Source organism: Legionella pneumophila subsp. fraseri (assembly GCF_000586315.1).
In the GTDB taxonomy this organism is placed as follows: Bacteria; Pseudomonadota; Gammaproteobacteria; order Legionellales; family Legionellaceae; genus Legionella; species Legionella pneumophila_B.
The window spans coordinates 38068-62999 of sequence record NZ_KK074228.1; the positions used below are offsets into that span (position 1 = coordinate 38068).

The following is a 24932-nucleotide window of genomic DNA, read 5'->3' on the forward strand; positions in this document are numbered from 1 at the left end:
GTTAAGGAATTGTTAAGAATTATCAAATTGCAGACTTAGAAGATAAAAATAAATTTTAAATAGGATTTAAAAATAAAAGATATTGCTTTGTTGATAGCCTCGAAATCATCATTTTTCCACTAAGCAGCTAAATCTTCTTTTTAGTTTAAAATCTATTTTCGAATATTTACAAATTTTCGAAAATAATGAATACTTATCTCACATTTAACCTGCAACGTTGAAAACTAAAATGCTAAATATCGTCAAACAATCCAAAACAAGTACCGTTTTGGAAAAAATAAGAATGGATTTAATTACCGGTTATTATAGCCCCGGTCAAAAGCTTCAAATGCAACAATTAAAAGAAAGATACAAGGTAGGTTATAGCCCTTTACGAGAAGCCTTATCCCGTTTAGTTTCACAAGGATTGGTACATCTTGAGGATCTGTGTGGATTTTCTGTACCCAATCTATCATTAGAAGAATTATATGATCTTTATTCCGTAAGAATTGTAATAGAAACAAAAGCCTTGGAGCTGTCTATACAACATGGCGATGAACTTTGGGAAGCAGAGGTTATTGCCTGTTGGTATAGATATGCCAAATATCTTAATCTGGATACAAATCAACACATCAATCCATTCGAATGGAATGAGTTCCAAAAGGAATTTACCTTTACCTTGATCAAGGCCTGTCAATCTCCCTGGCTGCTCAAAATACAAGATATGTTATTTGACCATGCCTCACGCTATCGTTTTTTATGCCTGGGAAAACATTTTCAGGATAAAAAAATTATCGATGAATTTCGTCAGGAATGTGAAGAACTTGTCTCGGCAGTATTAGCCCGAGATAAAGAAAAAGCGCTGAAAATATCACAAGAAGGCTGGGAAAATTCTCTCGAAATCATGGCGAGCATTATAAAAAGCACAGGCATTGGGACATTAAAAAATGACTAATAGCAAAAAGTATTTACTTATCCCCTCAATCCCGACTCCCAATGGTCGCTTGCATTTAGGTCATATTGGCGGTCCCTTCTTGAGTGCTGATATTTTAGCAAGATATTTAAGGACACGCGGACATTCAGCCTGGATTATTTCTGGAACAGATAGCTTTGAATCCTATGCCGCAGGAAAAGCAGAAGAAGAACATCGCAGCCCGGAAGAAACATGCAATTATTACCATCCATTAATTGAAGAGGATTTAAGATTAATGGGTATCCAAATGGATCTCTTCATTAATCCGCTAAAAGCACCGTGGAAATATCTCTACCAGCACTGGCACCACAACATTTACAATCAGCTAATTAATAATGGAACTACTCTAGTCATTAAAGAGAAGTTTCCCTGGGATGAGAACAATCAACGGTATTTATCGGGTTATTGGCTGAAAGGCGATTGTCCAATTTGCAGGAAAAAAACAGCCAGTTATTTTTGTGAGAATTGCGGGGCGCATTTTCGTCCTGAAGAACTGATTCAGGAGGATGCTTTTAATCAGAAAGAAGTAGAAAATATTTTTTTAAAGCTGCCGAACGGCATCAATTTAAGTTCCAAAGGCGTCAGCAAAGAAATTCAAGCCATTTTTCATAACTATTTAGAACGACAAAACCAAATCTTGAGATTAACAACTTTTTGTGATTGGGGTTTGGCTGATCCTAATGATAAGACAAGAACATTATTTAGTTATGGTTTTGTATTTGCCTATTTCTTAATGATTGGGGAAATCGCTGGTCAATTAATCGGTATCAATAGAAATGCTTTTGCCTCCGATTCAGACGTAATCACTATATCCAGTTTTGGTATCGATAATTCAATACCTTTTTTAAGTAGCTCCATAGGTATTAGTTCTGCTTGTCCTCAATACAAGCCCTTTGATTATTATCTTGTTAATTATTTTTATTATTTGGATGGGAACAAATTTTCCACTAGTCGGCAACATATGATCGGAGTAGAGGATATTATCACCTGCAAGGAACTTTCAAGTGATCTTGTCCGACTTTTCCTTGCTGCAATTGACGTGCGCCATCAAACCGGCGACTTTCTCACCGATGAATTTATTTATTATTATAATCAAACCATTGACTGGCTTGAGGAATTGGTCATAACGGGCATACAAAACATAGCTCCACCAACAGTTTGTGATGATTTTTTTAAAGATGAGTTAAATGAACTTTTGAAGACTCAAGAGTGTGCCTTGCAGCCTGAAAATTACTTACCACATCTCGCAGTAAATGCAATTAATCATTGGATCATTCAAGGAAAACAACTGAATCAGGACTCAAAGCACTATTTTTGGTGGTTAAAAGGATTAAGTCTGGTGATTTATCCTTTTATGCCTAATCTTGGACAGACTATTTGGGAATCCTTAGGGTATGAAAACTCACCAAGGATAAAAGATTTTTTTGCTCTCCCCCTGCATTCTATACAAAAAAATGTGCCAATAAATCGAAATCGAATTTCTCAAGAATTAATGTTTATCAAGGAGGAGCATGATGACGAAATCATTGCGTAATACTGGGGTTGTTGATGTAATCGGAGTTGGCATTGGACCCTCCAATTTAAGTCTCGCTGCTTTACTATCACCGATAAAAAACATTTCCAGTTGTTTTTATGATCGCAATGATTCCTTTTCATGGCACCCTGGTATGCTTCTTCCAGACAGTGAGATTCAAGTCAATTATTTAAATGATTTGGTAACCCTGGTTGATCCTACTAACCCCTTTTCTTTTATTGCTTACCTTGCAAAACATAAACGCCTATATCGATTTATCAATGCACAATTTAAATACGTTTTACGTTCTGAATTTAGCCAATATTTAAATTGGGTCAGTCGATCTTTATCCAACTTATTTTTTAATGAGGAAGTGATTGACGTTTGTTTTGATCATTCGCATTTTTCAATGCAAACCACAAAAAGAATAATAAAAGGAGAACACCTCGTTTTGGGTAATGGTTTAACAGCCAGGATACCCTCATGCGCCAAATCCTGTCTGGGAAAAACAGTATTTCATAATTCAGAGTATTTGCATAAATCGCCTAATTGGTATGGGAAAAGTATTGCGATAATCGGTTGAGGTCAAAGTGGCGCTGAAATTGTACACTCCATTTTATCCCATAGTGATGGATTACCCGAAAAATTAACCTGGATCTCAAGAAGGAATCAGCTACTACCAATGGACACCTCTCCTTTTGTTAATGAGTTTTTTACTCCGAATTACACTAATCATTTTTACCAGTTCACCAGTGAAACAAAATCACGCTTATTACAAGAACAGCTGTTAGCGAGTGATGGTATTTCTGAAGATCTCTTAAGAACTATCTATCAACAGTTATATCGAATTGAGTTTTTAGAAAATAAAGGCCAGTTTTTTCAATTTTTAGCAAAGTCTCAAATTATTAATATAGAGAGAGCCTTTGGAACTCATCAGTTTATCTTGGTCGTAGAGGATCTTGAATCTGAGAACAAGCAAATAATCCCTGCAGACATCATTATTTTATGCACAGGTTATGAATGGACTTTTCCTCCATATCTTAGCTCACTATCCAACCAAATACCCTTACATAATAACAGGTTTTATATCAATCATGATTTTTCCATCCACTGGGATGGCCCAAACCAAAATCGCATTTACGTACAAAATGGAGCCCGTCATTCTCATGGCATTGCAGATCCCAATTTAAACATTATGGCTTGGCGCAGTGCGACAATTATCAATAGCATTATTCAAAAACCTATCTACGATCTCAGTAGTGAAAGTAGCGCCTTAAGTTGGGAGCCCGAGATTATCTCTCAAAATCAGGAATGTAAATATGCTTCAATCGCCTAACCTAATCAGTCACCCTAAACCACAATTAAATTTTTCAACTGGAGAAGAAATTGCTCCTGGCGTAGTAGTCAACCCTATTGATTTTAGTTTTAATCAGATAAAACCTCCCTTTAATAGTACCGTATTTCATTTATCACCTGGTAGTCAAACCACATTAGACTCTCATCGGGAAAAAGAAATTTGGATTGTATTAGAAGGCAGTGGCATCCTGATTTATGAGGGATTATCGTTTATCCTCAAGTCACAAGAGGCATTCTTTTTTCCACCGTTCAAGACTCATCAAGCTGTGAACAATACAGAAAACTTGCTTTTCATTTGTTCTATTTATTGGTAAGTCTATGATGACCCAATCTATTGACACAATAACCAAGTAAAGCATCCCAATGGGCACCATTACGGCAATTGGGAGCTTTTAATTATCAGATAAGTGCAACTACATCACTGACTATCTAATGGATATTCATGATTATAGCCGCCCATAAGCGGCTAGAGTCTCTTTAACGGCAGGTCTTTCACTAACTCGTTGATACCAGGACATTAAACGGGGAAACAGTTTCTCATCAATTGTCTGTTCATATACGAATTGAAAACACCAAATCCAGGGCCAGATAGCCATATCGGCAATAGTATAATTTGATCCGCCAATGAATGACGTTTTGGCCAGTTGCTTTTCCATAACCCCTAGAAGTCGCATGGATTCATCAGCATATCGCTTCATGGCATAGGGTACTTGCTCTTGAGCATAACGATGAAAATGACCAAATTGCCCTAACATAGGGCCTATGTGTGCTGCCTGGAAATAACACCATTGGATAATGGCATATTTCTCCTTTGTCGTTTCAGGCAAAAACTGTCTATGTTTTTCAGCCAAATATTGCAAAATAGCAACACTTTCCATTAGATAAAAATCATTGGTTTGATCATGCAAAACTGGTATCTTATTGTTTGGTGAAATTTTTAAAAAATCAGGATTAAATTGCTCACCCTGAGTAATATCGATCAGTTTTATGGTGTAAGACTGCGTCAACTCTTCCAACATAATAGTGGGTTTAAATCCATTGGGTGTCCCGAATGAATAAAGTGTATACATAAGATATCCTTATTGATTGATGAAAATTATCTATCACTTGACACTAACACTCAACTTCACAGCAACATTACCACGTATTGCATTGGAATAAGGACAAACCTCATGCGCTTTTGCAACTAATGCTTCGGCTTCATTCTGATTTAAACCTGTTATATAGGCGTGTAATGCAACTCCAAGTTTAAAACCCTTCTCTGGAGTAGCATATAAAGAGACCTCTGACGCCATGGAAACACCCTCTAAAGAAATTTTTTGCACATTAGCAACATGGCGAATGGCACTCTCAAAGCAAGCCGCATATCCTGCGGCAAATAATTGCTCTGGATTAGTGGCACCACCTTTTCCCCCCAGCTCTATGGGCATTGCCAAATGAAGTTTTAATAGCCCATCTGTAGTTTCTACACGGCCATTTCGTCCGCCATGGGTCTTGGCAATTGTTGTATATAATGCTTTCATAATTTTACATTTCTTAAAATGATAAGGAATTAAAATTATTTAGTATTTTGCTGTTTGTCAAACAAAGAAGAAGAAATTTCATGCTGCACTTTGACTCATGTCTGGAAAGAAAACAGCCTTGATAAGCAAAGAAAGGACAATGCAAACTTAAATTAGTTACAAATAGAGAAAATATAGAGCCATCCCTGGCCTACTTAGAAAGCTTATCAAATTTTGTTTATTAAATTATAAGCTTCCTCAGGCTCTCTTTTAAATGAACCGTCGTTTTCAAAATTGAACATGCTACCTGACGTGACTTTCCCGGAAACAAAAGAGTTGAGTATTTTATGCATATCCGTAGTTTGAGATTCTTCTGCCCGAGTAAGAAGTGTTATAAGATGTGCCGCCTTTTCCTGAGATGAACTTAACTCTGAGGGGATTATATAAAGTCCCTTAACAATTCCAGACAATTCCAACGTGAACTCCTTATCGGATTCTTTTGTAAGACTGAAAATAGGTGTATATCGCTCAACGATATCACCAGAAGAAATCACTTGTGTACATATTGTTAGTTTATTGCCACTACAGATAATCAGTCTTTTCATTAGTTAGCTCACATTTTGGAAAAATAAAGGGCTTTCATTATATAAAAATAAAACCAATCAGTAAATATTTGATCTTTTGTATTCATATTAAAACTATTAGAATTGGCAAAAATCAATAAGACTAAAAGATGGCACGATGAATTGAATTAATTTTGTATAGAATAGACGTCTCACATAAGTTTATTATGCTGTTTTAGGGCAAGGCACAAACGTTTCAGGAATTGTTAACTTGCTTGAAAATAGATAACAACCAGACGCAGTTTTTGCGTCTGCAATAGAATAGAGCCTGTTTTATCTACTCAAATTGATATCCCTTTCAAATAATCAAATCGTTCATCGTTAGATTTTTTCTATTTTTAGAGACCGGGATCATGCTTTCAATTAATTATCTGATAAAAATTAATTTGTTAATCAATCCTTAAGCTTTAGTGTTTTACACTGATATAAAACGAGAAGGAGAATACCATGACTAACAAAATCTTAACTGAACGCTTGAATAACGAGCTGGATGAACTTGGTGTTCCAGGTCTAATGACCGAGCGTGTGCAAGTGTGTTCCAAACTATTTAATTTGCCTAAATTCAAAATGGAAGCCTTGTTAAATGGAGTCATTGCTATTGATGCCAACTCGATACAAAAGATTGCAGATGAACTTGAGGTGAATAAGGACTGGCTACTAGGGGACATTAAGAAAAAGACAAAACACTAGAGGCTGTTAACATTTTATCCGGCTTCTGATGTACCCTCACTTTGTCGGCGGTACATCAGCAGATCTGACTCAAGATATCTGTATTTATTTAAAGACACCAAATCGCTTCACTACCCTAGACTTTGTCTGCAATCGTATGCTCCGATAAAGCAGTCTTTCGATAAATTCTGATGCAAATTAATAGTGATGCGCTTCACCCCCTTATTTCAAAATCAAAAGGAAAATGCAGACTAATTATTGGGGCATCAATCAACAATGGCACACACTGTTCAAACCTTAAATTTAATGCCTAAATCAATGAGTTAGATAACCTTAAATTTAATAAAATTACCCTCCATTATTTGATGAAGAATCAAATTGATTCTGTTAGAATTCGTTAATCCTAGATGTTTAAAGGAATAACAATAATCAATCAGTGGAGAACGGGATATGTTAAGTTTGAAAAAAACAACTGCGGCTGTACTTGCTCTAGGAAGCAGTGCTTTGTTTGCTGGTACGATGGGACCAGTATGTACTCCAGGTAACGTGACTGTTCCCTGCGAAAGAACAGCATGGGATGTTGGTATTACTGCGCTCTATCTGCAACCAGTTTATGACGCTGACTGGGGCTATAATGGTTTTACCGATGTTGGCGCCTGGAGAAATTGGCATGATGTTGATTTAGAGTGGGATTGGGGCTTTAAATTAGAGGGTTCTTATCACTTCAACACAGGCAATGACATCAACGTCAATTGGTACCACTTGGATACTGACACTGATCATTGGGCATTTGTTGATCAACTGCACGTGTACGATATTACTTGGGACGCTGTCAATGCTGAACTGGGACAATTTGTTGATTTTAGCGCGAACAAAAAAATGCGCTTCCATGGTGGCGTTCAGTATGCCTACATCAAAACAGACGTTAATCGTCATTTAAATGGCTTCTTTTTAGATAACTTCAATTCCAAATTCAATGGATTTGGTCCCCGTACCGGCCTTGATATGAATTATGTATTCGGTAATGGGTTTGGTATTTATGCAAAATCAGCCGTTGCAATCCTGGTGGGGACAAGTAAATTCCTGGATAACTGTACCGTTTGTGGTAATTCGCATGGCTCCAAAAATGCAATGGTACCTGAAGTTGAAATGAAGTTGGGGGCGGATTATACCTATGCAATGGCTCAGGGTGATTTGACTCTGGATGTGGGTTACATGTGGTTCAATTACTTTAATGCCTTACATAATACCGGTGCACGGAATGTTGGCTTAGGTGCTTCTATAGAGACCGATTTTGCTGCTTCTGGCCCCTATATTGGTTTAAAATATGTTGGCAATGTCTAACAAAGATTCAAGACCATGTTGCTAATCTAATTTAAAGATCACGCAACAATACATAAAAAACCCGTATTAACATAATCTAATACGGGTTTTTTTCATCTCTCCTTAGTTTAATTAAATGACTTATCTTCAACCGGGATTGCTTATTCTGCCCGTTGTTAAATTCTTTTCCACTCTGGAGATGATAGTTTATAATGAAACAATCTTTCACGTATCATTTATGAAATAAAGACATGCCTGATGTTCCCGGTAAACCTGATGCAAACCAGATTCCAGATGACATCTGGCTTGACATTCTTATCACTTATCTTCAACCTCAAGATGTTGTGAGCCTGTCTGAAGTCAACAATCGCTTGAGCAGACTTTTCAAAACTCAACACACTCAATCTGAGCAATTGAACCGAAAAAAAACATTGGGAATTCTGAAAGTATTTGCAGGATACAGTTCCACTTTCCTGTTTGCACGCCTCAATGGTAAGCAAAGATTATTTAAAACCAGAAATTGGACTGTGGTGGATAGCGATAACATAAACCCAATCTTAATGCCCCTCTCTCTGCCAGAGAACATATCTTTTATTGAATCCATTCAATCAACATCCAACCACATCGTGGTTGTTGGTCGAGACAATCATGATCAGATTATAGTGGCAACAAACAAAATCAATCGGGATTATGCAGGGCAAGAAACCAGTTGCAACCAACTGGTTTCCCTTCCATTACACGACAATAACATTTCTCTGGTATCTGCCGGGAATGAAGAGAACTATATTTTAAACCCTATTTTTCTCTTTTCCTGCAATACAAGAGGGCAATTGAGTCTTGCATCATACAAAACAAATGACAGAACGCCCTTAGGAACCACAATTGGGGAAAGAAACTACCAGTTACCCATACCATTGCCTTACACCATGAAAACAGTAAAACAAATACATTCAGGAATATGGCATACTGTGATTAGAGGCTATGATCAATATAATCGGCCGCAAATTGCTACTTTTGGAAAAAATTACGATGGGCAATTAGGCACAGGCGATTGGGAAAACAGAGATACACCTACCCTGATAAAGCTTCCTCCTGAAATGCATACACTCCATGTAATCCAAACCGGATTTTTTCACACCATTGTCGCGGGGCTTAATAAAAATGGATTCCCTATCGTTGCAAGCTGCGGCTATAACTCTGATGGTCAATTGGGAAGTGGTGATAAAGAAAATAAAAACATATTGAGCCCCATCAAACTTCCAGAAAATATGAAATCAGTAGAAATGGTTGCCGCCGGAGTCAAACATACCGTCATTGCTGGAAAAGACATAAATAACAAACCTATAGTTGCCACATGCGGTTATAATAATTATGGACAACTGGGTACAGGCGATGAACAAAACCGAGTCTGCTTGACTCCCATTCCAATTCCCAAGGACCTAATTACAATTGATTATGTTGGAGCAGGCGCCTATCATACAGTCATTTGTGGGCGGAATATAAAAAATCAGCCAATTATAGCCTTATGTGGGTGTAATTCAGACGGTGAATTGGGGTTTGCACCGCAAAAAATCGCAAAGAAATCATCCCTGATGACCAACCCGGCCCTGTTCTTTCCGCCGCGACCAGACAAGGGCACAATAAATAATTTAATGAAAATTAGTAAATTCTCGCCATGTAATTTGCTATGAGGTTTAATTTATTTCTACAGAGAAAAATGAATGTTCAAAAGCCCGCTATTTCTGCTTTGTTTTTTGTTATTTCTCTGTGAGAATAAAACCAATCTTCCACTTACTTACGATTATTTACACGATTGTTTCTGGACAAAGTTAATTAATCGCCACCATACTTAATGCATTCAATTTGTAAACAAGGAATGTATTATGCCGACTCCAAAAAAAATTCTTATGATTGTAGGAGACTTTAACGAAGATTTGGAAGTTTATTTTCCCTATCAAGCAATGCGCATGAACAATTACCTCATTGATAGTGTTTCACCCGGCAAAAATAAAGGGGATTTTATTCAGACCGCTGTACATGATTTGGATAAACCGCATCTTCAATCTTACACCGAAAAATTAGGACACCTATTCCCCATTACAGCGGATTTTTCCAAAATCACTTTAAAAGATTATTTTGCTTTAATCATTCCAGGTGGAAGAGCTGCTGAATATCAACGCTTAAACAAAGATATTTTAGCTATCATCAGACATTTTCATGACACAAACAAACCCATTGCCTGCATTTGTCATGGTATACAAATTCTTGCAGAAGCTGGAATACTTGAAGATAAAAAATGTACGACTGTCGGTTTTTGTGAACCGGATGTTCGAAAAGCAGGAGGACATTTTATCGACACAGGGATGGATGGTGTTGTGGTTGATGGTAAATTGGTTACCGGAGCAACATGGCTAGGAAATGCCCTCTGGATGAGAGAATTTCTTCATATCTTGCAAAATGAGGAATAATCATTTTGCAAAATTATTGGCCATGGGCAATCAGATTAAGTTGAAACCAATTCACTGTTTATATAAAAATTATATTCTTAAACCATGATTGTTATCGTATTCCGCTGCAATGGTTGTTTGTAAATCAATTGCAGCCACTTTTTTATAGAATTGCTCAGTTTCTGGTTGCCTTTGATTAAAAAAAGTATGCCGATTAAGTTTATTAGACAGTTTTGCGATTTTTATCATAGATTCTAACGCACTTTCAGCCGTTAACTCTCCTTGCTTATATTTTTTATAATCATCAAATATCATAGCAGCGCCATTAGGTATATTAATAACCTTGCTATTTTCCAGCTGGCGTGTACTTCCACCCAATAGGCCTAATTTCCCATCCAGCTGAATCACATCCTGAATAATCTCATCAATTAAATCATGAGCAGTTTTTATCTTCTCCTCAGATGAGTTTTCTGACACTAATTGGGCATAATTCTTTTCTTGAGTGCATTCCTCTACAATAGTGTTCTGCGAGATAATTTCTTGTTCTTTAACAGTAGACTCATGCGCTTCAACTTCTGTTTCCGCTTCAGAGGCTCTTGTTAAACCTAACTCAGCTACCCTTGGTTTTAATGATTCAAGTTGAGTGGAACATTGTTTAATTTGTGCTCTTAACGTGTCATTTGAAGTAACTCTTTGCCAAAGCTCCTGTGCAATCTCCTCAACACCAGGCCATTTGTTTTTGCATTGCCATTCATTTTGCTTAGGCTTAAGGTCCATTAAGGCTCTTCCAATTTGCTTTAATTCATGAGTTGTTGGATTTACAGGGTCAGAAACCTGGCTTAATACTATATGAAATTTTCTGAGGGGATCTGAGAGTTCTGAAAGTTTAATAGCTCCTTTAATCACTGGTAATGTCACAGGATTTAATTTTTTATCCTCATCAACATAATATAGAGCCCATTCCCCAGTTTTGTCCCTTGGTCTAATCAACAAATAGGAATCCGGTTTTAACTCAGCGGGTGTTTCTGCAGCAATACACCAGCTGTTTTGTTTCACTTTTAATTCATTGGCATAATGATCCAAATTAAATAAACCTGTCTTTTGAATATCAAAGGCTATCAGTTGGACTGCATTTTCAAGTCTTTCTTGAAAACTCATGTTTTCTATCCCTGGCCTTTTGATACTGGGAACCCAACTGGCGTCATTTTTATTGTTCTGTGGTACATAAAAATAATCTGGTGCCTCCACACTCCCATTGATTAAATAACGTTGATCTTGTAATTCCCAATGAACCGCACTAAGTTCGCTTTTGTCATTCAAAATTCCCATTTTTTTTAACTGATGAAACAAAAATCCTGGCCCAGTTACGCCTAATGTTTTAGCAACTCTCTCCCCTTTTGTTTCCTTCATTGATGCATATTCATGAGTGAACTCAAAAGAATCTCTCGCAATATAAGATTGCTCGATCGCATCTGCTAATTGCTGGATTATTTGATTTCCTTTGCTACATAAAATGATGTCATTGCAAAGAGCATTATTTGCTCCCTGAGACCAGGGAGACAATAAAAAACCAAAAGGCGCGTGAATGTCATCAGGGAAAGGCATGGAACATAAGATATCTGAATCCAGATAAATCCCTCCCTCTGCAGCCAAGATGTTTAATCGCAACATATCACTCGCCATCCCATAATTAGGAGATTCCTGATCGAGTTCATGACGTATGCTATCCCGACACACACCTTCTTCATTAATATCTTTTACCGTGATGCCTTTGGATTTCATGTCTTGAATAAAAAGATCGAGTTCTTTGGCAGGCGCTATTTTTTTATCTACCCAGATAATCGTTTCATAGCCAGGGTTCTTTTCAGCCCATTCGGAGACAACCTGGATATTTTTTTGAGGCATAATATGACCAACCCATATAAAATGGATTTTTTTGTCAATTTGAGCCTCTTGACCAGCCTGTGGTAAATTTTCTGTCTTCATATCAATTCTCCAACCTGGATATGAATATATTTTATACAGATTGATATTAAGCCCGGATGAGCATCATAAGAATAAAACTCATAGTACATGCCTGTTAAGAATAGCCAGAACCTAACGAGAGCGATCAAGAAATAAAGAATAACTACAAGCCGATTTCCCAGGTCCTAACCCATGAGTGTCGATGGATTTTCGTAACAATTATCAATATAATTTTCCGGTAAATTTGTGGCTTTAATTTGCTAGGAACACAGCCCAAACCACCAAGGATTGAATCATGAAAACCTTAATGACCTGCATTTTCTCCCTCATAATATTATTTTCACAGCCTTTTAAGCCTATTGTTTTTGCTCATACTAATAATGCCAATAATCAAGGTTTATCGGCCTCGGCTAACAACAGTGTGAGCAGCAACGTACTCAATAACATTTATGTCACACCTCAAGCCTTTTGGGATTTATATTTTGATTTCACTGGAGATGAAACCCCTGGATATCCCAAAGGTAAAATCAATATTTCCCAAACCTTATTCCAGTCAGAAATGAAAAAAAACAACAGCTTGGCGCAACAAAATGAAGGTCAATTAATCCTGTTCATCAACTCCACACTGTATATTTATAATAGTGACCGTCAGCTTGAGCTAAAACAATTGATGCGCACTGCGCCAAATTCAGGATTCACTGAGATGACTGCGATATCACACATTGGTCCAGCTCTGATGTATCTCGCAAAAATTAAAGAAAATGGCGATGCAAGCTGGAAATCACAAATGGAAAATTTACTTAAGGATATCCAGGCAGTAAAAGTAATCAATGCACAAACACCCAATAATTGGCTGGAGCAAGTCAATGCACCGGCCTGGAAGCCTCATCTCACTACAATTCATAATATGATTGATTATGCCTGTTCTATGGCAGGAAATTACATGAGTGATGTATTGAACGAAAAACTATCGTTTAATATAACCTCTTTACAAAACGACTTTCTTAACGGCAATAAAACATACCCTATCCCTTATAATAATGTCATGGTCGGCACTTTTATGTTAACCGCCTTGCAAAGCATGGATCAACTTCATAGTAAAATAAGCCAATTAAAAATAGATTGGCCTTACGCCAAGGTAATTATTCGTTTTGTCGCAGGATCTAATGTTTCAGCTGGCGTAAGCAAAGGCAGCAATTGGTTGGTCCCATTTGTTCAAGCACTATCCAATAATACATTAGCTACAGATAGAATTTATATCACGCCTTATGCCGCGGTTAAATCATCGTTAGGCGCACAAGAGTTAACACAAGCAGATTACAACTATTATAATAATACGGTATGGGGTGCAAGACATAACCGTACAATCATCGCCAACGAAGTCTTTACTAACATCACGAGCATCTTCTTACCAGATCGACCCGCTATTCCTGGTGATTATACTTATTCCAAACAACCTAAAATCGAAGATTTTCTAATGCGCTTAAAGTTTTCATTGGCAGAACCGACTGAAATGTTATCCAATACAGTTGGGTTTTGGATGGCTGGTGAACTTGCCGAAAAAAACTGGAATTACAATAAAATCAGCATCCCGGGTATTACTACTGGTTTCCCACAAGGCATATCCACCTATCCGAACAATAATCCTGTAATTCAGCGATGATAAAAAAATTACTTGTAAGTGCTATTTTATTGCTCATATTTCCTATTTTAGGACAATCCAAAATGGTACTTGTCCCCTATCAATATTTAAAAACATCGGGAGCAAGAGATATAACACCTTTTACGCTCGATGGTGCTCAATACCTTGCTATACCTCAGTTGTCAAAAGATGAGTCTGATACTCCTGCTAATATCAATGGCGGCAAAGCCAAAGTTGATGTACTCATTTTTAAGTGGGTTAATGGGAAGCTCCATTTATATCAAAAAATCCTGGGGCATGGTAACGAAGGCACCGCTTTTTTTAGAATAAAGGATCAAGCTTATCTCGCTACCTCCTCTATCTATTCAAAACCAAAAACTGCAAATAACAAGCATAGTTATACCAAATTATATCGCTGGGATGGGCATTATTTTTATCCAATTCAGCAATTTTTTACCTTTGCTTCCAAAGGTGTTTATGCTTTTTCCATTGGAGAAAGGCACTTTTTGGCATTCGCTAATGGAGTAGTTTTGCCCGACAACAACATAACAATCAATACAGACTCTATTGTTTATGAATGGAACGGTAAAAAATTTATTCCCTTTCAATCATTCCCTACCAAATGGGCTTATGGATGGGATTTCTTTACTATAAATGGCTCGCATTACCTCGCACTCACTGATCACGCCAAAGCATCCCGGATTTATCGTTGGAATGGAAGAAAATTTGTTTTATTCCAGAGCTTTTCAAAAACTGGTGGGCGTGCATTTTCACATTTTACTATAGATGGAAAATTTTACCTGGCTTATGCCAATCTCCTTAACCCTTCTATTATTTATCGGTGGGCTGGTAACCAATTCGTGGAATATCAACCTTTAGAGGGCTTGGGAGGGCGAAATTTTGTCTATTTTTCCAGCCGCGGTAAACATTATCTGCTCCGAATCAATTTTATTACTGGTTCACGAACAAAACCGAAAACGAAGTTGTCATCCCAACTGTATCAATGGATAAATGGTAAATTTCAGGTGATTCAAAACATCACAACACTAGGAGGCGTTGATGCAGCCGTTTTTTCGGTTAACAACCAACGCTATCTGGGGGTTGCAAATAGTTTGAATGAACAAGCTCGATTTCAAACAGACAGTGTCATTTATAAAATAAAATAGAATAGCCCAAAGCAATGCTCACAAAGCAATCAAATTATCCTCTTAAGGTTTGATTAATATTCTTACATTATAATTACTCAATATAACCCTTGAGTGAGGATATCAAATGAAAGATTTTGTCATTGTTGGGGCTGGGCCAATAGGCTTATATTGGGCTGCAAGACTTGCACAAATAAAAGAAAGTTCGGGATTACCTATCAATATTGTAGTTATCGACCCAAGGGCAGGCAATTACAATCGAGAAAGGATAGTATCCAATGAAGCAATCAAATCGATAAGCTCCCGATTCTCAATCAGTATGCCGTCCGGCAAAGGGATCCCGAGTGAGGCCATGTATATCAGGGACTTTGAAAAATCACTATATGAATATTGCGAAAGTAAGGGTGTAACATTTAAAAAAGGGACTTTTTCCGGCCTAAGCGACAATTTGGTTTCGTATAAAGATACTAAGGAAAACATCCGTACAGTCAAATGTGACATGGTAGTTGATTGTTCTGGTTCTAATCGTATGGTTCTCAAAGAAACTAATCGCTTGCTGGGAAAAGAAGTATTTGAAATCAAGACATTGGGTAAAAACCCACATACCAATCATTTTTCTTGCTATATGTCATTAAGCACTGAAGAAGCGAAGAAACTACTCATCCCAGACGAAATAGATCCTTTGCTTCAGGCAAAACAATTATGCAAATTACGACAAAAATATGATTGGCCAAATTTTTCATTTCCAGTGGTCGACATACGCTCTGCAAAAAATGAAGAAGGTGGCGTTAATTATTTTATTTATTATGAAGTACCCGATAATTTGAAAGAGAAAGACAAGAGTGTACAAATTGAATTTCTTAAAGATTTACTCAAATTGAAATACGGTTTTGAAGACATTGATTTTACAATTCATTCGTTTGGACATTTCCCTGTTTGTCCCAAGTATGTCGATAAGCCATTTTATCTTGGTGAAGAGTTACCTGTTGTTCTGGCAGGTGGTGATTGTCAAATTGAACCCGATTATCGTAAAGGAATTGGCATAGAAAGTGGAATTGAACGTGCCAATTTTCTATTTGATACTGTACATGGTACAAGTAAAGGACTGGGGTTCTTATTTGATAATTACTACCAACAAGTAGCCAGATATGTAGGCTATCATGGCAACCTGATTGAACAGTTTTATCTGCAAAGAGTGGATAACATTAAAGGCTCTTCGCTTGAGCAAGCAAAGAAAATTCTTTGCTCTGCTTGCGGGTCAGTTAAAGAAATCGAAGATGTTGCTGCCATTGCTAGCGAACTAAAGCTTTTAGGCAATGAGCTTTTCAAGAAACCTAATTATGAAAGTGCTTTGGAATGCTATCTTACTGCCATCCATTTGTATCAATCCTTTGAGAAAGCCATGCCGCTGACAATGGATTTTGTGACATTGCATTCCAATGCCTGCCAAACCTGCCTGAAGTTAAAAAAATATGAACAATGCATAAATCTGGCAAATGAAGGTATCAAGGCTTATGCGGAAATAAAAGCAGAGGATAAAGAGATGCTTTTCAAATTATTATTCCGAAAAGCCTCAGCCCTCGTTGAACTAGGTAATGCTTTTGATGTCAAGACACAAAGAAAAGAGCTCGATGAGGCATTGAAAGATCTGAAAGAAACATATGAGCTAATGCAGGAAAACTCAGGTGTGAATAATGCCGCTTTTGTTAAGCAGATTCAGACCAAAATTGTAACTATCGAGAAAAAACTTCCTCCTCCACAAGAGGAAATAAATAAAATCGAATTTATTTAGCTTTAAATTGGTAACATTATAAAAATGCCTGGCTTGCTCATTAATGGATAGAAATCTATCTGACAATGAACAAGCCTAATCATTATGACTCTCTTCCCCAATAAATGTTCAATAAAGCTCAATGCTGCTATTCTTAATTGAAATAGGGTTGATAGAGGGAGTGAAAATGCTAAACAAGGGATATATTAAAACAACACCCTATGGATTGGGATTTTCAGAACTTTTTTTCGAAGACAACTTAAAAAAATATTTTTCTGATCCTTCACTAGAAGTATTGTCAGCAGAATACTCTCCTTCTGCCAGTGATAAAATGGCTTGGTCTGCCAAACACCCCAAACAGGGGGATCACCCCATAGGAGTACAACGTTATAAAATAAGCTTTAAAAAAAACGGTAAAATACAAACCCGCCATGTCATCGTTAAATCTAAAATTAGCGATAAGCATTATCTCCAGGTTATATCCAATGCCTTTACAAAATGCGGTATTCAAACGGAAATGCCTATCCTTGACTATTTATCACAACTGGAATTTTCAAATTTAAACAGGAAAGAAATCACTATTTACAATATGCAACATTCATTTGAAGCCTTTCAATATGCTATGCCATTATGCTATGGAACTTATTTAGACGAAAAAGAAGAAGCTTGTGTATTAATTTTAGAGTGCCTTGATGAAGAATGGCTATCCCTCGATCCTTTTAATACCTCGAAATGGGATCAAACAGCCATTGAAGCGTTGATTGATGCGATTGCTCCGATGCACGCTGTCTGGTATAAAAAAGAAAAAACGATTGCTGAGATCAAAGGCTTCAAAAATCCATTAAATACCGACCAAATGCAACGCTTCATACCTTATTGGAATGCCCTGGCAAAAGCCGTGAAAACATCAAACTTGCCTTTTCTTACAAAGGAAGATTATTTATTCCATACTCATCTTATTGAAACTATGCCGCAATGGCATATCAAAATTGATGCTATGGCTAAAACATTGGTACAAAATGACTGTGTACCGAAAAATATTGCATTATGTAATCAAAACGGGACAAAAAAAGTTTTGGTTTATGATTGGGAAATTGCAACTATTCATATACCACAACGCGATATTGTTGAGTTTTTGTCTTATGTCTTACCTGAAAATTTCGATAGTACGTTATTAGGCAATTATATAGAGAGACATCGGGTAAAACTTGGCGAAACAATAAAACAGCCGATTGATGCAACAGAGTGGCGACTCGGATTTCAATATGCTTTATACGATTATTTAATACAGCGTGTTTTTCCACAAATACCTTTTGAAAAGCTTGAAGCTCGTAACATAGCAAAAGTGTATAACAATGCCCGTCGCATGATGGCTCTACTAAACTAATTTTCTGGAGTGATTAAGGATGACTCATATACGTGTAATACTACCCGGGTACAATACTAAAGTTTTAAACAAGGACATGTTAAAACCATTTGAAAGCCCTGGCCTGGAGTTAAGCGTTGATTATGCTGACCTTGCGGTTGATGCGGTAAGGCACGAATTTGATATTGCTTTGATGGCGCCTTATCTCATAAAAAAAGCAATGAAAGCCGAGCAAGAAAAGGTCCATGCGATAGTAATTGATATGATGGCAGATGTGGCAATGCGCGCACTTCGCGAAGCAGTGACAATTCCTGTCGTCAGTCTTGCTGAAACAGCGGTGCATGTCGCAACCATGATGGGTAACAATTTTGCGATTATCAATACAACAGATGAGCTGACGCCCATTCAGGAAAATTTGGTCCGTAGTTATGGGTTATATGATCGGTTGGCATGTATCCAAGGCATACAATTGGATCCCCATGACGATTATCGCTCAGAAAAAACAATCCACGGCTTAATCGAGCAATGTGCTGATGCTGTGATAAAGAAGCATGCTGATACACTTATTTTCGGCTCAGGGCGCTTGATTGGGTATCGGGAAGTCATTCAAAAAGGTTTACAGGAAAAAGGGTTGCATATCACCATTATTGAGCCCCTGCCTACCGGAATTTATTTCGCAAAATTTCTGGTAGACTCCAAAATTTCCCAAAGCAAATATGTATATCGGTCACCCGATGCTTCCACCTTAAAAACATATTCAAAAATTTTGGGGAATTAATCCTTTTGATTTTATCTCGAAAATCATTAGACATAGTAATTACTGACATACTTTCTTTCCATCAATATAAACAGCAACTAATTTGTTTTTACAAAATCTGGCAATCACTCTTGCCAGGCGATATTGAAGCTCATCAAGAGCTAACTCTTGTGATAAAGAAGAAAGCTCCGCCAGAGGATAGTTATTTCTGTCATCGAGGATAATCAAATCCGCTTTTTTACCTGCTTCGATGCTGCCAATTTGCTTCTCTAACCCCAGCAATTTCGCTCCGCCAAGAGTGGCATGATATAACCAGGTTTCAGCATCAATCAAAGCCGTCTTTTTATCAAGCCTCCATAATGCTTTATTGGTAAAACTCGCTGAGCGCATTTCATCAAACAGAGAAAGACTGTCCCCTCCACCACTGTCTGAGCCTAATCCAACTTCAATCCCCAGTTCTTTAAAAAAAGAAACCGGCGCCATTCCCATAGCAAAAGAAAAATTACTGGAGGGACAATGGCTGATTCCAACTTGTTTGGCATAGTCTCCCATGCGTTTCATTTCGTGAAGTGATAACAAAGTGCCATGCGCAAATACAGTCTTATCAGCAATGCATTGTGTGGATTCAAACACATCAAAATAATCATGAGCTGTGCTAAACAAGCTTTGAATCAGTTCATCAAACCCTTCATCCTTGTCAAGATGCGTATGCAATATCAACTTGTTTGCACGGGCAAATTCACCCGCTTGCTTCAACATACCCGCAGAACAAGTCACCGCAAACCGGGGAGACACTGTGATATGTAGATTATTTTTACCATGGTAACGATCTTTTAAAAAGGTCAGATCTTTAAATGCCTGATCACAATCGACAAGCAAATTATCAGGTGCGTTTCTATCCATCAACACCAATCCTATAAACGCTCTGATACCAATACGCTCAGCCACATCGCAAACTATTTCTGTTGCTTCTCGACTGCTGGTTACCATTGTATTGATAGTCGTTGTGCCAGAACTCAAACAAGCATGCATATAAAGCTCAGCGTAGCGTTGACATCTTTTCAGGTCATTTGCGAAAGCTGCTTCTGCAGGAAAAACCAAAGCATTTAACCAATCCATCAATGGCAAATCACCAGATCCACTAATAGCGTACTGGGAAAGATGACTGTGTGTATCAATTAGCCCTGGGAGGATTAAGTGATCAGAATAATTTGACACCGTATAGGATATTTCTTGATTGAAATGAGCCTGCTCTCCTACTTCTATAATGCGGTCTCCATCTATCAAGACATAGCCTTTCTTGATAAGAAGACTCTGCCCGGCTTGTGTAGGAGTGATAATATCCCCTAAAATCAGATGAGGAATGCTATTCAATTCATATCCTGAGATTTATTTCTAACTATCAAAAAGTATAGACAACCTCCTGGACTAACTGAAATTTGGAGTACAAAATATCATAGTAAAAAGAGCTCTTTCTTTTCCACTTGGGTAAGAGGGAGCTCTTTTGTAGGATTAACAACTTGAGTTATTGAAGCAATGAGTTTTTATTTAACTCTCATATAAAGTAAATCTCGCTTTCTCGCTCAGCTGTTCTTTCTTTTGAAATTTTATCCATATGCTGATGAGCTACCTCTTCATTTCCTTTGCCAAGGCTGGAAAAACGCAGTGAAACGCCACCCGGGATTAAACCGCGATTAAAGAACAATCCGCGGTAATCTGTTGCTGAGTAGGCTTTAGGCCGATTGACATTGAACTCAAAAGTCAAATTCTGCAATGCTTTAACAACCATTGATTTAGCAGCATTAACCAATCGCTCTTGCATTTCAGGAGTAAACTTCTCACTGTACCAATCCAAAGGTTTCGGCTCATCAATATCAATAAATTTTTCGGGATGAGATTGGGCTTTTAATTCTTCAATCATATTTTTCAAGACAAAATCATGCTTGGAGACAATTTTTTGCTGACAAAAATTGCGTTGAAACAACCCTGGGCCTGTACCATCATTTGTTTTACGCTCAATAATAGTTAGTCCTTTTTTCCGTAAAGCAAGGCCATCAAATTCCTGTCTTTCACCACTTTCTGGAGAAATAACCTCAAAAGATTTGTAAAGACTTACTGCCAACCGCTCGGAAAAATCCTTGATAGTCAAATACAACTGCGGATCACTGGTTTTCAGGCTGGACGGTTGAACAGATTGCATCAAACCCTCAGCAAGGTGACTTGGACCACTTAAAACCTGTGTGTCAACACCCACCTGCGGATCAGAATCACCGTCTTTTCCTTCCTGTTTTTCCTTGCCTTTCTCACGATCATTCATTGGAGATTCTAATAAACTATCTTCATCATCAAAGATTGCCTTGCTCAAATCATCCAAGGTTTCTTTTTCATCAGAATCATAATCAATCAAATCTACCCCTTCCACGGTTGCACCCTCTTGAGGAGGATAATAAATTAATGGAGACACGGTTTTGAAATTTTCAAGATTATTCAACCAGTCTTGTAATAGTTTATCCATTCCTTCAAATTGACCCAACTCTTCCATAGCGCGTAAATATCGCTCTTGATAATTACGTGATTCAGAGGCTGAAGCTCTATTGTCTTTTTCTTGACTTTTGCCGTCTATTTCTTCACTTCTCTTTTTCACAATCGCTCTTAATTCTTTCAAATACCCAATCATGGGAGGCATTGCCTTATTTCTTTCTCTGACAAAATGCTGCCTGGCTACTCCAATTTGTTTTTTATAGTCTTCTTGTAATTTCCGCTTTCTGTTGGCCCATGCACCTTTTAGATCCTCCCTGATAGCCGTTGCTTCGGTCTTGCCCTTCATCATGATAGAGTTCGCCTCTTTAACAAACTGTTCATAGTAGTTTGAATAAGGAGTATTATCTTTTGGATGCGCGTTTCTCAAAAGCCGCATTTGTTGTTTCATTTCATGGAATTCCTGAGCGTAGAGTTTTCTTTCCAGCTTCAGACTTTTTAGTTTATTTTTCAGTTGCTTAATTACAATCTCATCATCACTGCCAAATTCAGCAATTTGCTGCGGAATTCTTTTAATTTCATTATCAATATCGTTCAGCCTTTTCTGATAAAGCCCTAAAATTTGGCTTTGAATGTTCAAATCCTTAATATCGTCAGGTTTTAAAAATTTAAGGTGGGCTTGACAACGACTCATGACAAAAAAGTAGGCCTTATATAAATCACCATTTCTATTGGTTTGCGGATCACTCGAGGAATCAATATCCACTTGATCCTCTAAACTATCTCGACTTCTCTCTTCAAGGAATTTGAGTTCTTCTTGTGCTCTCCGAAGCCTTTTTAATTGACACGGGATGTTCTTAGTTTCAGATAAAAGTGTACGAACTCCTTCTGTAGTTCTAACCACTTCATCGATCTCTTTAATGGTAGTGTGCAAATCATTACTCGATTGAGTTTTCTCCAATTTATCAATCAATTGCCCAATTACTTTATCCAAAAGACCACAAACAACTTGCTGTTCTGCCAATTTTTCATTCTTTAAAAGATCAGCATACAGTGTTTTGAAGTGGGGTGTTACCTTGCTATTTCTAGCAGGGGTATCCGATGCAATTAGAACAGGATTGTCAAGATTAAACTGACGAGTTAAAAGTTCTACTCCACCCCTTACTAAAACGTCGTTCCAATCATCATTAAGAGTTGGAGGCTCTTTGACTATAACTTTATAACCAGCAAACACTAATGCTTTGCAAGCCTTTTCAAACTCTAAATTAGGCAGAGGATTCGCTACAGGGTCGTCATGATCTTTCAGTAAAACAACCGTTGCCCCGGGAGGATAATGAGTTTTGACATAAGCCAAGGTAGAGGGTAGTTCAGATACACCCATTGACGCCAATACCGAATAGTTATTTCTGACCTCATCCAGACTCGCCACACTGGCCGCTGTTTCAACTCCTTCGGCAATAAAAACAACATCGACGTTATCTGTTTTATTAATAACAGCTGCTTTGCCTTCTCGCAGAGGATTAGTCTCTCCTAAATATCTCTTGCAAAAAAAATGTGAATTTTCAGGATTTGTCGCTTTCTTGCCATTGGGGTCAATTTGTATTATCTGTATACCAACGAGTTCATCATCCAGATTATATACAGGGGCAACCACATAATCTTCGTAGGGTTTATTTTTATCAAACTCCCAAATACCAATAGGACCTTTTAAGCTTCTTATCTGCAATTTTTCAGCCACACCTGCTGGGATTTTTCTAGTTCCTACGACATAACGTTCACCAGGAGTACCTTTTAAAGGTACGCTTCTTTTCCATAAATCATTGGCTAATTTAATACACTTTTTATCGATGACATATTTATTCAATTGATTAATTTCTGGAGTTGTTGTCTTGCCCATACCTATTACCTCACTTAAATGAAGTGAAAATTTTGACATGTTTAGCTTAAGGAAATATTAATAAAAACACAAAAAGTATATTTTTTATTCAAAAATTACCCATTGATAGCAAAAGGAGTAGTTACTTGTCTGATAACAAATTAGAATAGCCGATAATGCACATCATGAACAAACCATGGATAGAGAGTAATTGCATATCTTTCTGAACCCGCTCCCTCAATGAGCTTATAGAATTAATATCTTTTTCCAAATTGTCAAGGTGTTGGACAAGATTAGTTTTCATACTAGTCTTTTAATTGATAAAACAATTAATTATAGTGCGGCCATTTAAGATAACAGCTAAGAAAGGCTCCTAATGAAACCTAAAATTTCAGTATTTATTGCAACAAGTCTCGACGGTTATATTGCAAGAAAGGATGGCTCAATCGATTGGCTTATGGAGGCAAATTCTCTCGCCTCCCCGGGAGAAGATTGTGGATATCGATCATTTATTGCCACCATAGATACGATAATTATGGGTCGTTATTCGTATGAAAAAGTTATAACATTTGATGAATGGCCATATGGATCCATACCAGTTATAGTAATGAGCTCAAAACCCATACATATACCTGAACATTTGCGGCATACCATTTCAATTTCTAACCAGAGTCCTTCAGAATTAGCTAGCGAATTGGCTCACCATGGCATTCAACACGTATACCTTGATGGCGGTATTACTATCCAGAGATTTCTTCAAAACAATCTGATTGATGAGATAACCATCACTCTGATACCTGTTTTGATTGGTTCTGGCCGCCCTTTGTTTGGTTTTCTTGAGAATGATATTAAACCAAAACACTTGTCAACTACCAGCTATCCTGGTGGCTTTGTCCAAATTAAATATCAGATTAATACATAAACAGATACTTTAATTATGTTTACTTAGTAATTGTAATGCAACGCGCATTTGCTATGTTATGATGGTGTAATGCCAATTTACCACTAACAGGATAAGAAATGGATATTCGCTATTTGATCTATGCTTGGGGCAGCAGCATTTTATTCTTTCTTTATCTTTATTTAAGTTATCTGGTTATTATCCAACGCCGTAAATTTCATGTGCCGTATTTAACCAATGATGATAAGGCATTTATTGCTCGTTTTCGCGCGCATGCCAACTTCGCTGAATATGTTCCGTTTACTTTAATTCTTATGGGAATATCTATTTTACTCCAGATACCCACTTTATTATTAATTATTTTAATGTTTTCTCTGATTATTGCACGCTTGGGACATGCTTATGGTTTAATCAAGAAAGAAGCAAAAAAACAATTTAAATTTCGCTTTTTTTCGGTTGCAACAACGTTCATTATCATGGGTATTTTAGCACTCTTTAATTTAAGTAAAGCGACCATACTGTATATTGGTGTATAAATACTTAGATCATTTTAGATTTTTGGGCGATTTGACCTCTATAATTTATGAGCGAAACTATGAAGATACTCATAAAAAGTAATGAACCAATACAAATTGGCTTACACTTA

At 37.3% G+C, this 24932-nt stretch carries 20 protein-coding genes and 1 pseudogene; 15 read left to right on the forward strand and 6 right to left on the reverse strand.

Going from position 1 to position 24932, the window contains the following annotated elements; genetic code table 11:
• Nucleotides 1–229 precede the first annotated feature (229 nt).
• The 4 genes and pseudogenes from CC34_RS0114615 to CC34_RS0114630 all read left to right on the forward strand — a co-directional run bounded on the left by CC34_RS0114615 (nucleotide 230) and on the right by CC34_RS0114630 (nucleotide 4135).
• On the forward strand, nucleotides 230–934 hold the full coding sequence (locus CC34_RS0114615) for a GntR family transcriptional regulator (protein WP_027229169.1): 705 nt from the start codon (nucleotides 230–232) through the stop codon (nucleotides 932–934).
• Entirely contained in the window at nucleotides 927–2486 is a 1560-nt protein-coding gene (locus CC34_RS0114620) for a methionine--tRNA ligase (RefSeq protein ID WP_027229170.1), read from the forward strand. The genes CC34_RS0114615 and CC34_RS0114620 overlap by 8 nt, the downstream gene beginning before the upstream one ends.
• A pseudogene (locus tag CC34_RS01000000116645) lies at nucleotides 2467–3801 on the forward strand (lysine N(6)-hydroxylase/L-ornithine N(5)-oxygenase family protein). The gene CC34_RS0114620 and the pseudogene CC34_RS01000000116645 overlap by 20 nt, the downstream one beginning before the upstream one ends.
• Nucleotides 3785–4135 (forward strand): cupin domain-containing protein, encoded by a 351-nt coding sequence (locus CC34_RS0114630; protein WP_011215939.1) that lies wholly within the window; start codon nucleotides 3785–3787, stop codon nucleotides 4133–4135. Before CC34_RS01000000116645 ends, CC34_RS0114630 begins: the two are co-directional and overlap by 17 nt.
• A gap of 132 nt (nucleotides 4136–4267) precedes the next feature.
• Here CC34_RS0114630 and CC34_RS0114635 read toward each other — a convergent pair whose 3' ends face one another.
• From CC34_RS0114635 to CC34_RS0114645, 3 genes are all read right to left on the reverse strand, one after another.
• The gene (locus tag CC34_RS0114635; RefSeq protein WP_027229172.1) at nucleotides 4268–4891 is read right to left on the reverse strand and encodes a glutathione S-transferase family protein; all 624 of its coding nucleotides are present in this window, start codon (nucleotides 4889–4891) and stop codon (nucleotides 4268–4270) included.
• 33 nt (nucleotides 4892–4924) lie between these two features.
• Nucleotides 4925–5344: an organic hydroperoxide resistance protein gene (locus CC34_RS0114640; protein ID WP_027229173.1), complete on the reverse strand. Its 420-nt coding sequence runs from the start codon at nucleotides 5342–5344 to the stop codon at nucleotides 4925–4927.
• A gap of 206 nt (nucleotides 5345–5550) precedes the next feature.
• Nucleotides 5551–5928: a hypothetical protein gene (locus CC34_RS0114645; protein WP_027229174.1), complete on the reverse strand. Its 378-nt coding sequence runs from the start codon at nucleotides 5926–5928 to the stop codon at nucleotides 5551–5553.
• 465 nt (nucleotides 5929–6393) lie between these two features.
• On the opposite strand from CC34_RS0114645, the gene CC34_RS0114650 reads away from it, so the two are divergent.
• The 4 genes from CC34_RS0114650 (at nucleotide 6394) to CC34_RS0114665 (ending at nucleotide 10406) form a co-directional block, all read left to right on the forward strand.
• The gene (locus CC34_RS0114650) at nucleotides 6394–6636 is read left to right on the forward strand and encodes a hypothetical protein (protein WP_027222152.1); all 243 of its coding nucleotides are present in this window, start codon (nucleotides 6394–6396) and stop codon (nucleotides 6634–6636) included.
• Nucleotides 6637–7065: 429 nt separating this feature from the next.
• Nucleotides 7066–7959 carry an Lpg1974 family pore-forming outer membrane protein gene (locus CC34_RS0114655; RefSeq protein ID WP_027229175.1) on the forward strand — a complete coding sequence of 298 codons (894 nt, stop codon included), beginning with the start codon at nucleotides 7066–7068 and terminating at the stop codon, nucleotides 7957–7959.
• A gap of 809 nt (nucleotides 7960–8768) precedes the next feature.
• Entirely contained in the window at nucleotides 8769–9629 is an 861-nt protein-coding gene (locus tag CC34_RS1000000117205) for an RCC1 domain-containing protein (protein ID WP_080272403.1), read from the forward strand.
• 192 nt (nucleotides 9630–9821) lie between these two features.
• On the forward strand, nucleotides 9822–10406 hold the full coding sequence (locus CC34_RS0114665; RefSeq protein WP_028379652.1) for a DJ-1/PfpI family protein: 585 nt from the start codon (nucleotides 9822–9824) through the stop codon (nucleotides 10404–10406).
• 69 nt (nucleotides 10407–10475) lie between these two features.
• Here CC34_RS0114665 and setA read toward each other — a convergent pair whose 3' ends face one another.
• Entirely contained in the window at nucleotides 10476–12410 is a 1935-nt protein-coding gene (gene setA, locus CC34_RS0114675) for a Dot/Icm T4SS effector SetA (RefSeq protein ID WP_080272404.1), read from the reverse strand.
• Nucleotides 12411–12645: 235 nt separating this feature from the next.
• Here setA and CC34_RS0114680 point away from each other — a divergent pair, with 235 nt between their 5' ends.
• From CC34_RS0114680 to CC34_RS0114705, 5 genes are all read left to right on the forward strand, one after another.
• On the forward strand, nucleotides 12646–14013 hold the full coding sequence (locus tag CC34_RS0114680) for a DUF5624 domain-containing protein (protein WP_027229179.1): 1368 nt from the start codon (nucleotides 12646–12648) through the stop codon (nucleotides 14011–14013).
• Complete coding sequence (locus tag CC34_RS0114685; RefSeq protein ID WP_028379653.1) at nucleotides 14010–15158, forward strand: hypothetical protein; 1149 nt, start codon at nucleotides 14010–14012, stop codon at nucleotides 15156–15158. The genes CC34_RS0114680 and CC34_RS0114685 overlap by 4 nt, the downstream gene beginning before the upstream one ends.
• A gap of 106 nt (nucleotides 15159–15264) precedes the next feature.
• Nucleotides 15265–16929 (forward strand): NAD(P)/FAD-dependent oxidoreductase, encoded by a 1665-nt coding sequence (locus CC34_RS1000000117630; RefSeq protein ID WP_181049472.1) that lies wholly within the window; start codon nucleotides 15265–15267, stop codon nucleotides 16927–16929.
• Nucleotides 16930–17095: 166 nt separating this feature from the next.
• The gene (locus tag CC34_RS0114700; protein WP_027229182.1) at nucleotides 17096–18295 is read left to right on the forward strand and encodes a 3-hydroxy-3-methylglutaryl-CoA reductase; all 1200 of its coding nucleotides are present in this window, start codon (nucleotides 17096–17098) and stop codon (nucleotides 18293–18295) included.
• A 19-nt stretch (nucleotides 18296–18314) separates the two neighbouring features.
• Nucleotides 18315–19052 carry an aspartate/glutamate racemase family protein gene (locus tag CC34_RS0114705; protein WP_027229183.1) on the forward strand — a complete coding sequence of 246 codons (738 nt, stop codon included), beginning with the start codon at nucleotides 18315–18317 and terminating at the stop codon, nucleotides 19050–19052.
• Nucleotides 19053–19091: 39 nt separating this feature from the next.
• On the opposite strand, the gene CC34_RS0114710 is transcribed toward CC34_RS0114705, so the two are convergent.
• Both CC34_RS0114710 and CC34_RS0114715 read right to left on the reverse strand, forming a co-directional pair.
• Entirely contained in the window at nucleotides 19092–20405 is a 1314-nt protein-coding gene (locus CC34_RS0114710; RefSeq protein ID WP_027229184.1) for an amidohydrolase family protein, read from the reverse strand.
• A gap of 181 nt (nucleotides 20406–20586) precedes the next feature.
• On the reverse strand, nucleotides 20587–23445 hold the full coding sequence (locus CC34_RS0114715; RefSeq protein ID WP_080272405.1) for a toprim domain-containing protein: 2859 nt from the start codon (nucleotides 23443–23445) through the stop codon (nucleotides 20587–20589).
• 316 nt (nucleotides 23446–23761) lie between these two features.
• Here CC34_RS0114715 and CC34_RS0114720 point away from each other — a divergent pair, with 316 nt between their 5' ends.
• Together CC34_RS0114720 and CC34_RS0114725 are read left to right on the forward strand one after the other, a co-directional pair.
• Nucleotides 23762–24307, forward strand: coding sequence for a dihydrofolate reductase family protein (locus tag CC34_RS0114720; protein ID WP_027229186.1), 546 nt, complete (start codon nucleotides 23762–23764; stop codon nucleotides 24305–24307).
• A 98-nt stretch (nucleotides 24308–24405) separates the two neighbouring features.
• Nucleotides 24406–24822, forward strand: coding sequence for an MAPEG family protein (locus CC34_RS0114725; protein WP_027229187.1), 417 nt, complete (start codon nucleotides 24406–24408; stop codon nucleotides 24820–24822).
• The last annotated feature ends 110 nt before the right edge of the window (nucleotides 24823–24932 follow it).

What these genes read in the sequence shown, in the direction of transcription:
- CC34_RS0114615 (WP_027229169.1), top strand. Translation starts at nt 230, where the DNA reads ATGCTAAATATCGTCAAACAATCCAAAACAAGTACCGTTTTGGAAAAA.
- CC34_RS0114620 (WP_027229170.1), top strand. Translation starts at nt 927, where the DNA reads ATGACTAATAGCAAAAAGTATTTACTTATCCCCTCAATCCCGACTCCC.
- CC34_RS0114630 (WP_011215939.1), top strand. Translation starts at nt 3,785, where the DNA reads ATGCTTCAATCGCCTAACCTAATCAGTCACCCTAAACCACAATTAAAT.
- CC34_RS0114635 (WP_027229172.1), bottom strand. Translation starts at nt 4,891, where the DNA reads ATGTATACACTTTATTCATTCGGGACACCCAATGGATTTAAACCCACT.
- CC34_RS0114640 (WP_027229173.1), bottom strand. Translation starts at nt 5,344, where the DNA reads ATGAAAGCATTATATACAACAATTGCCAAGACCCATGGCGGACGAAAT.
- CC34_RS0114645 (WP_027229174.1), bottom strand. Translation starts at nt 5,928, where the DNA reads ATGAAAAGACTGATTATCTGTAGTGGCAATAAACTAACAATATGTACA.
- CC34_RS0114650 (WP_027222152.1), top strand. Translation starts at nt 6,394, where the DNA reads ATGACTAACAAAATCTTAACTGAACGCTTGAATAACGAGCTGGATGAA.
- CC34_RS0114655 (WP_027229175.1), top strand. Translation starts at nt 7,066, where the DNA reads ATGTTAAGTTTGAAAAAAACAACTGCGGCTGTACTTGCTCTAGGAAGC.
- CC34_RS0114665 (WP_028379652.1), top strand. Translation starts at nt 9,822, where the DNA reads ATGCCGACTCCAAAAAAAATTCTTATGATTGTAGGAGACTTTAACGAA.
- CC34_RS0114680 (WP_027229179.1), top strand. Translation starts at nt 12,646, where the DNA reads ATGAAAACCTTAATGACCTGCATTTTCTCCCTCATAATATTATTTTCA.
- CC34_RS0114685 (WP_028379653.1), top strand. Translation starts at nt 14,010, where the DNA reads ATGATAAAAAAATTACTTGTAAGTGCTATTTTATTGCTCATATTTCCT.
- CC34_RS1000000117630 (WP_181049472.1), top strand. Translation starts at nt 15,265, where the DNA reads ATGAAAGATTTTGTCATTGTTGGGGCTGGGCCAATAGGCTTATATTGG.
- CC34_RS0114700 (WP_027229182.1), top strand. Translation starts at nt 17,096, where the DNA reads ATGCTAAACAAGGGATATATTAAAACAACACCCTATGGATTGGGATTT.
- CC34_RS0114705 (WP_027229183.1), top strand. Translation starts at nt 18,315, where the DNA reads ATGACTCATATACGTGTAATACTACCCGGGTACAATACTAAAGTTTTA.
- CC34_RS0114715 (WP_080272405.1), bottom strand. Translation starts at nt 23,445, where the DNA reads ATGTCAAAATTTTCACTTCATTTAAGTGAGGTAATAGGTATGGGCAAG.
- CC34_RS0114720 (WP_027229186.1), top strand. Translation starts at nt 23,762, where the DNA reads ATGAAACCTAAAATTTCAGTATTTATTGCAACAAGTCTCGACGGTTAT.
- CC34_RS0114725 (WP_027229187.1), top strand. Translation starts at nt 24,406, where the DNA reads ATGGATATTCGCTATTTGATCTATGCTTGGGGCAGCAGCATTTTATTC.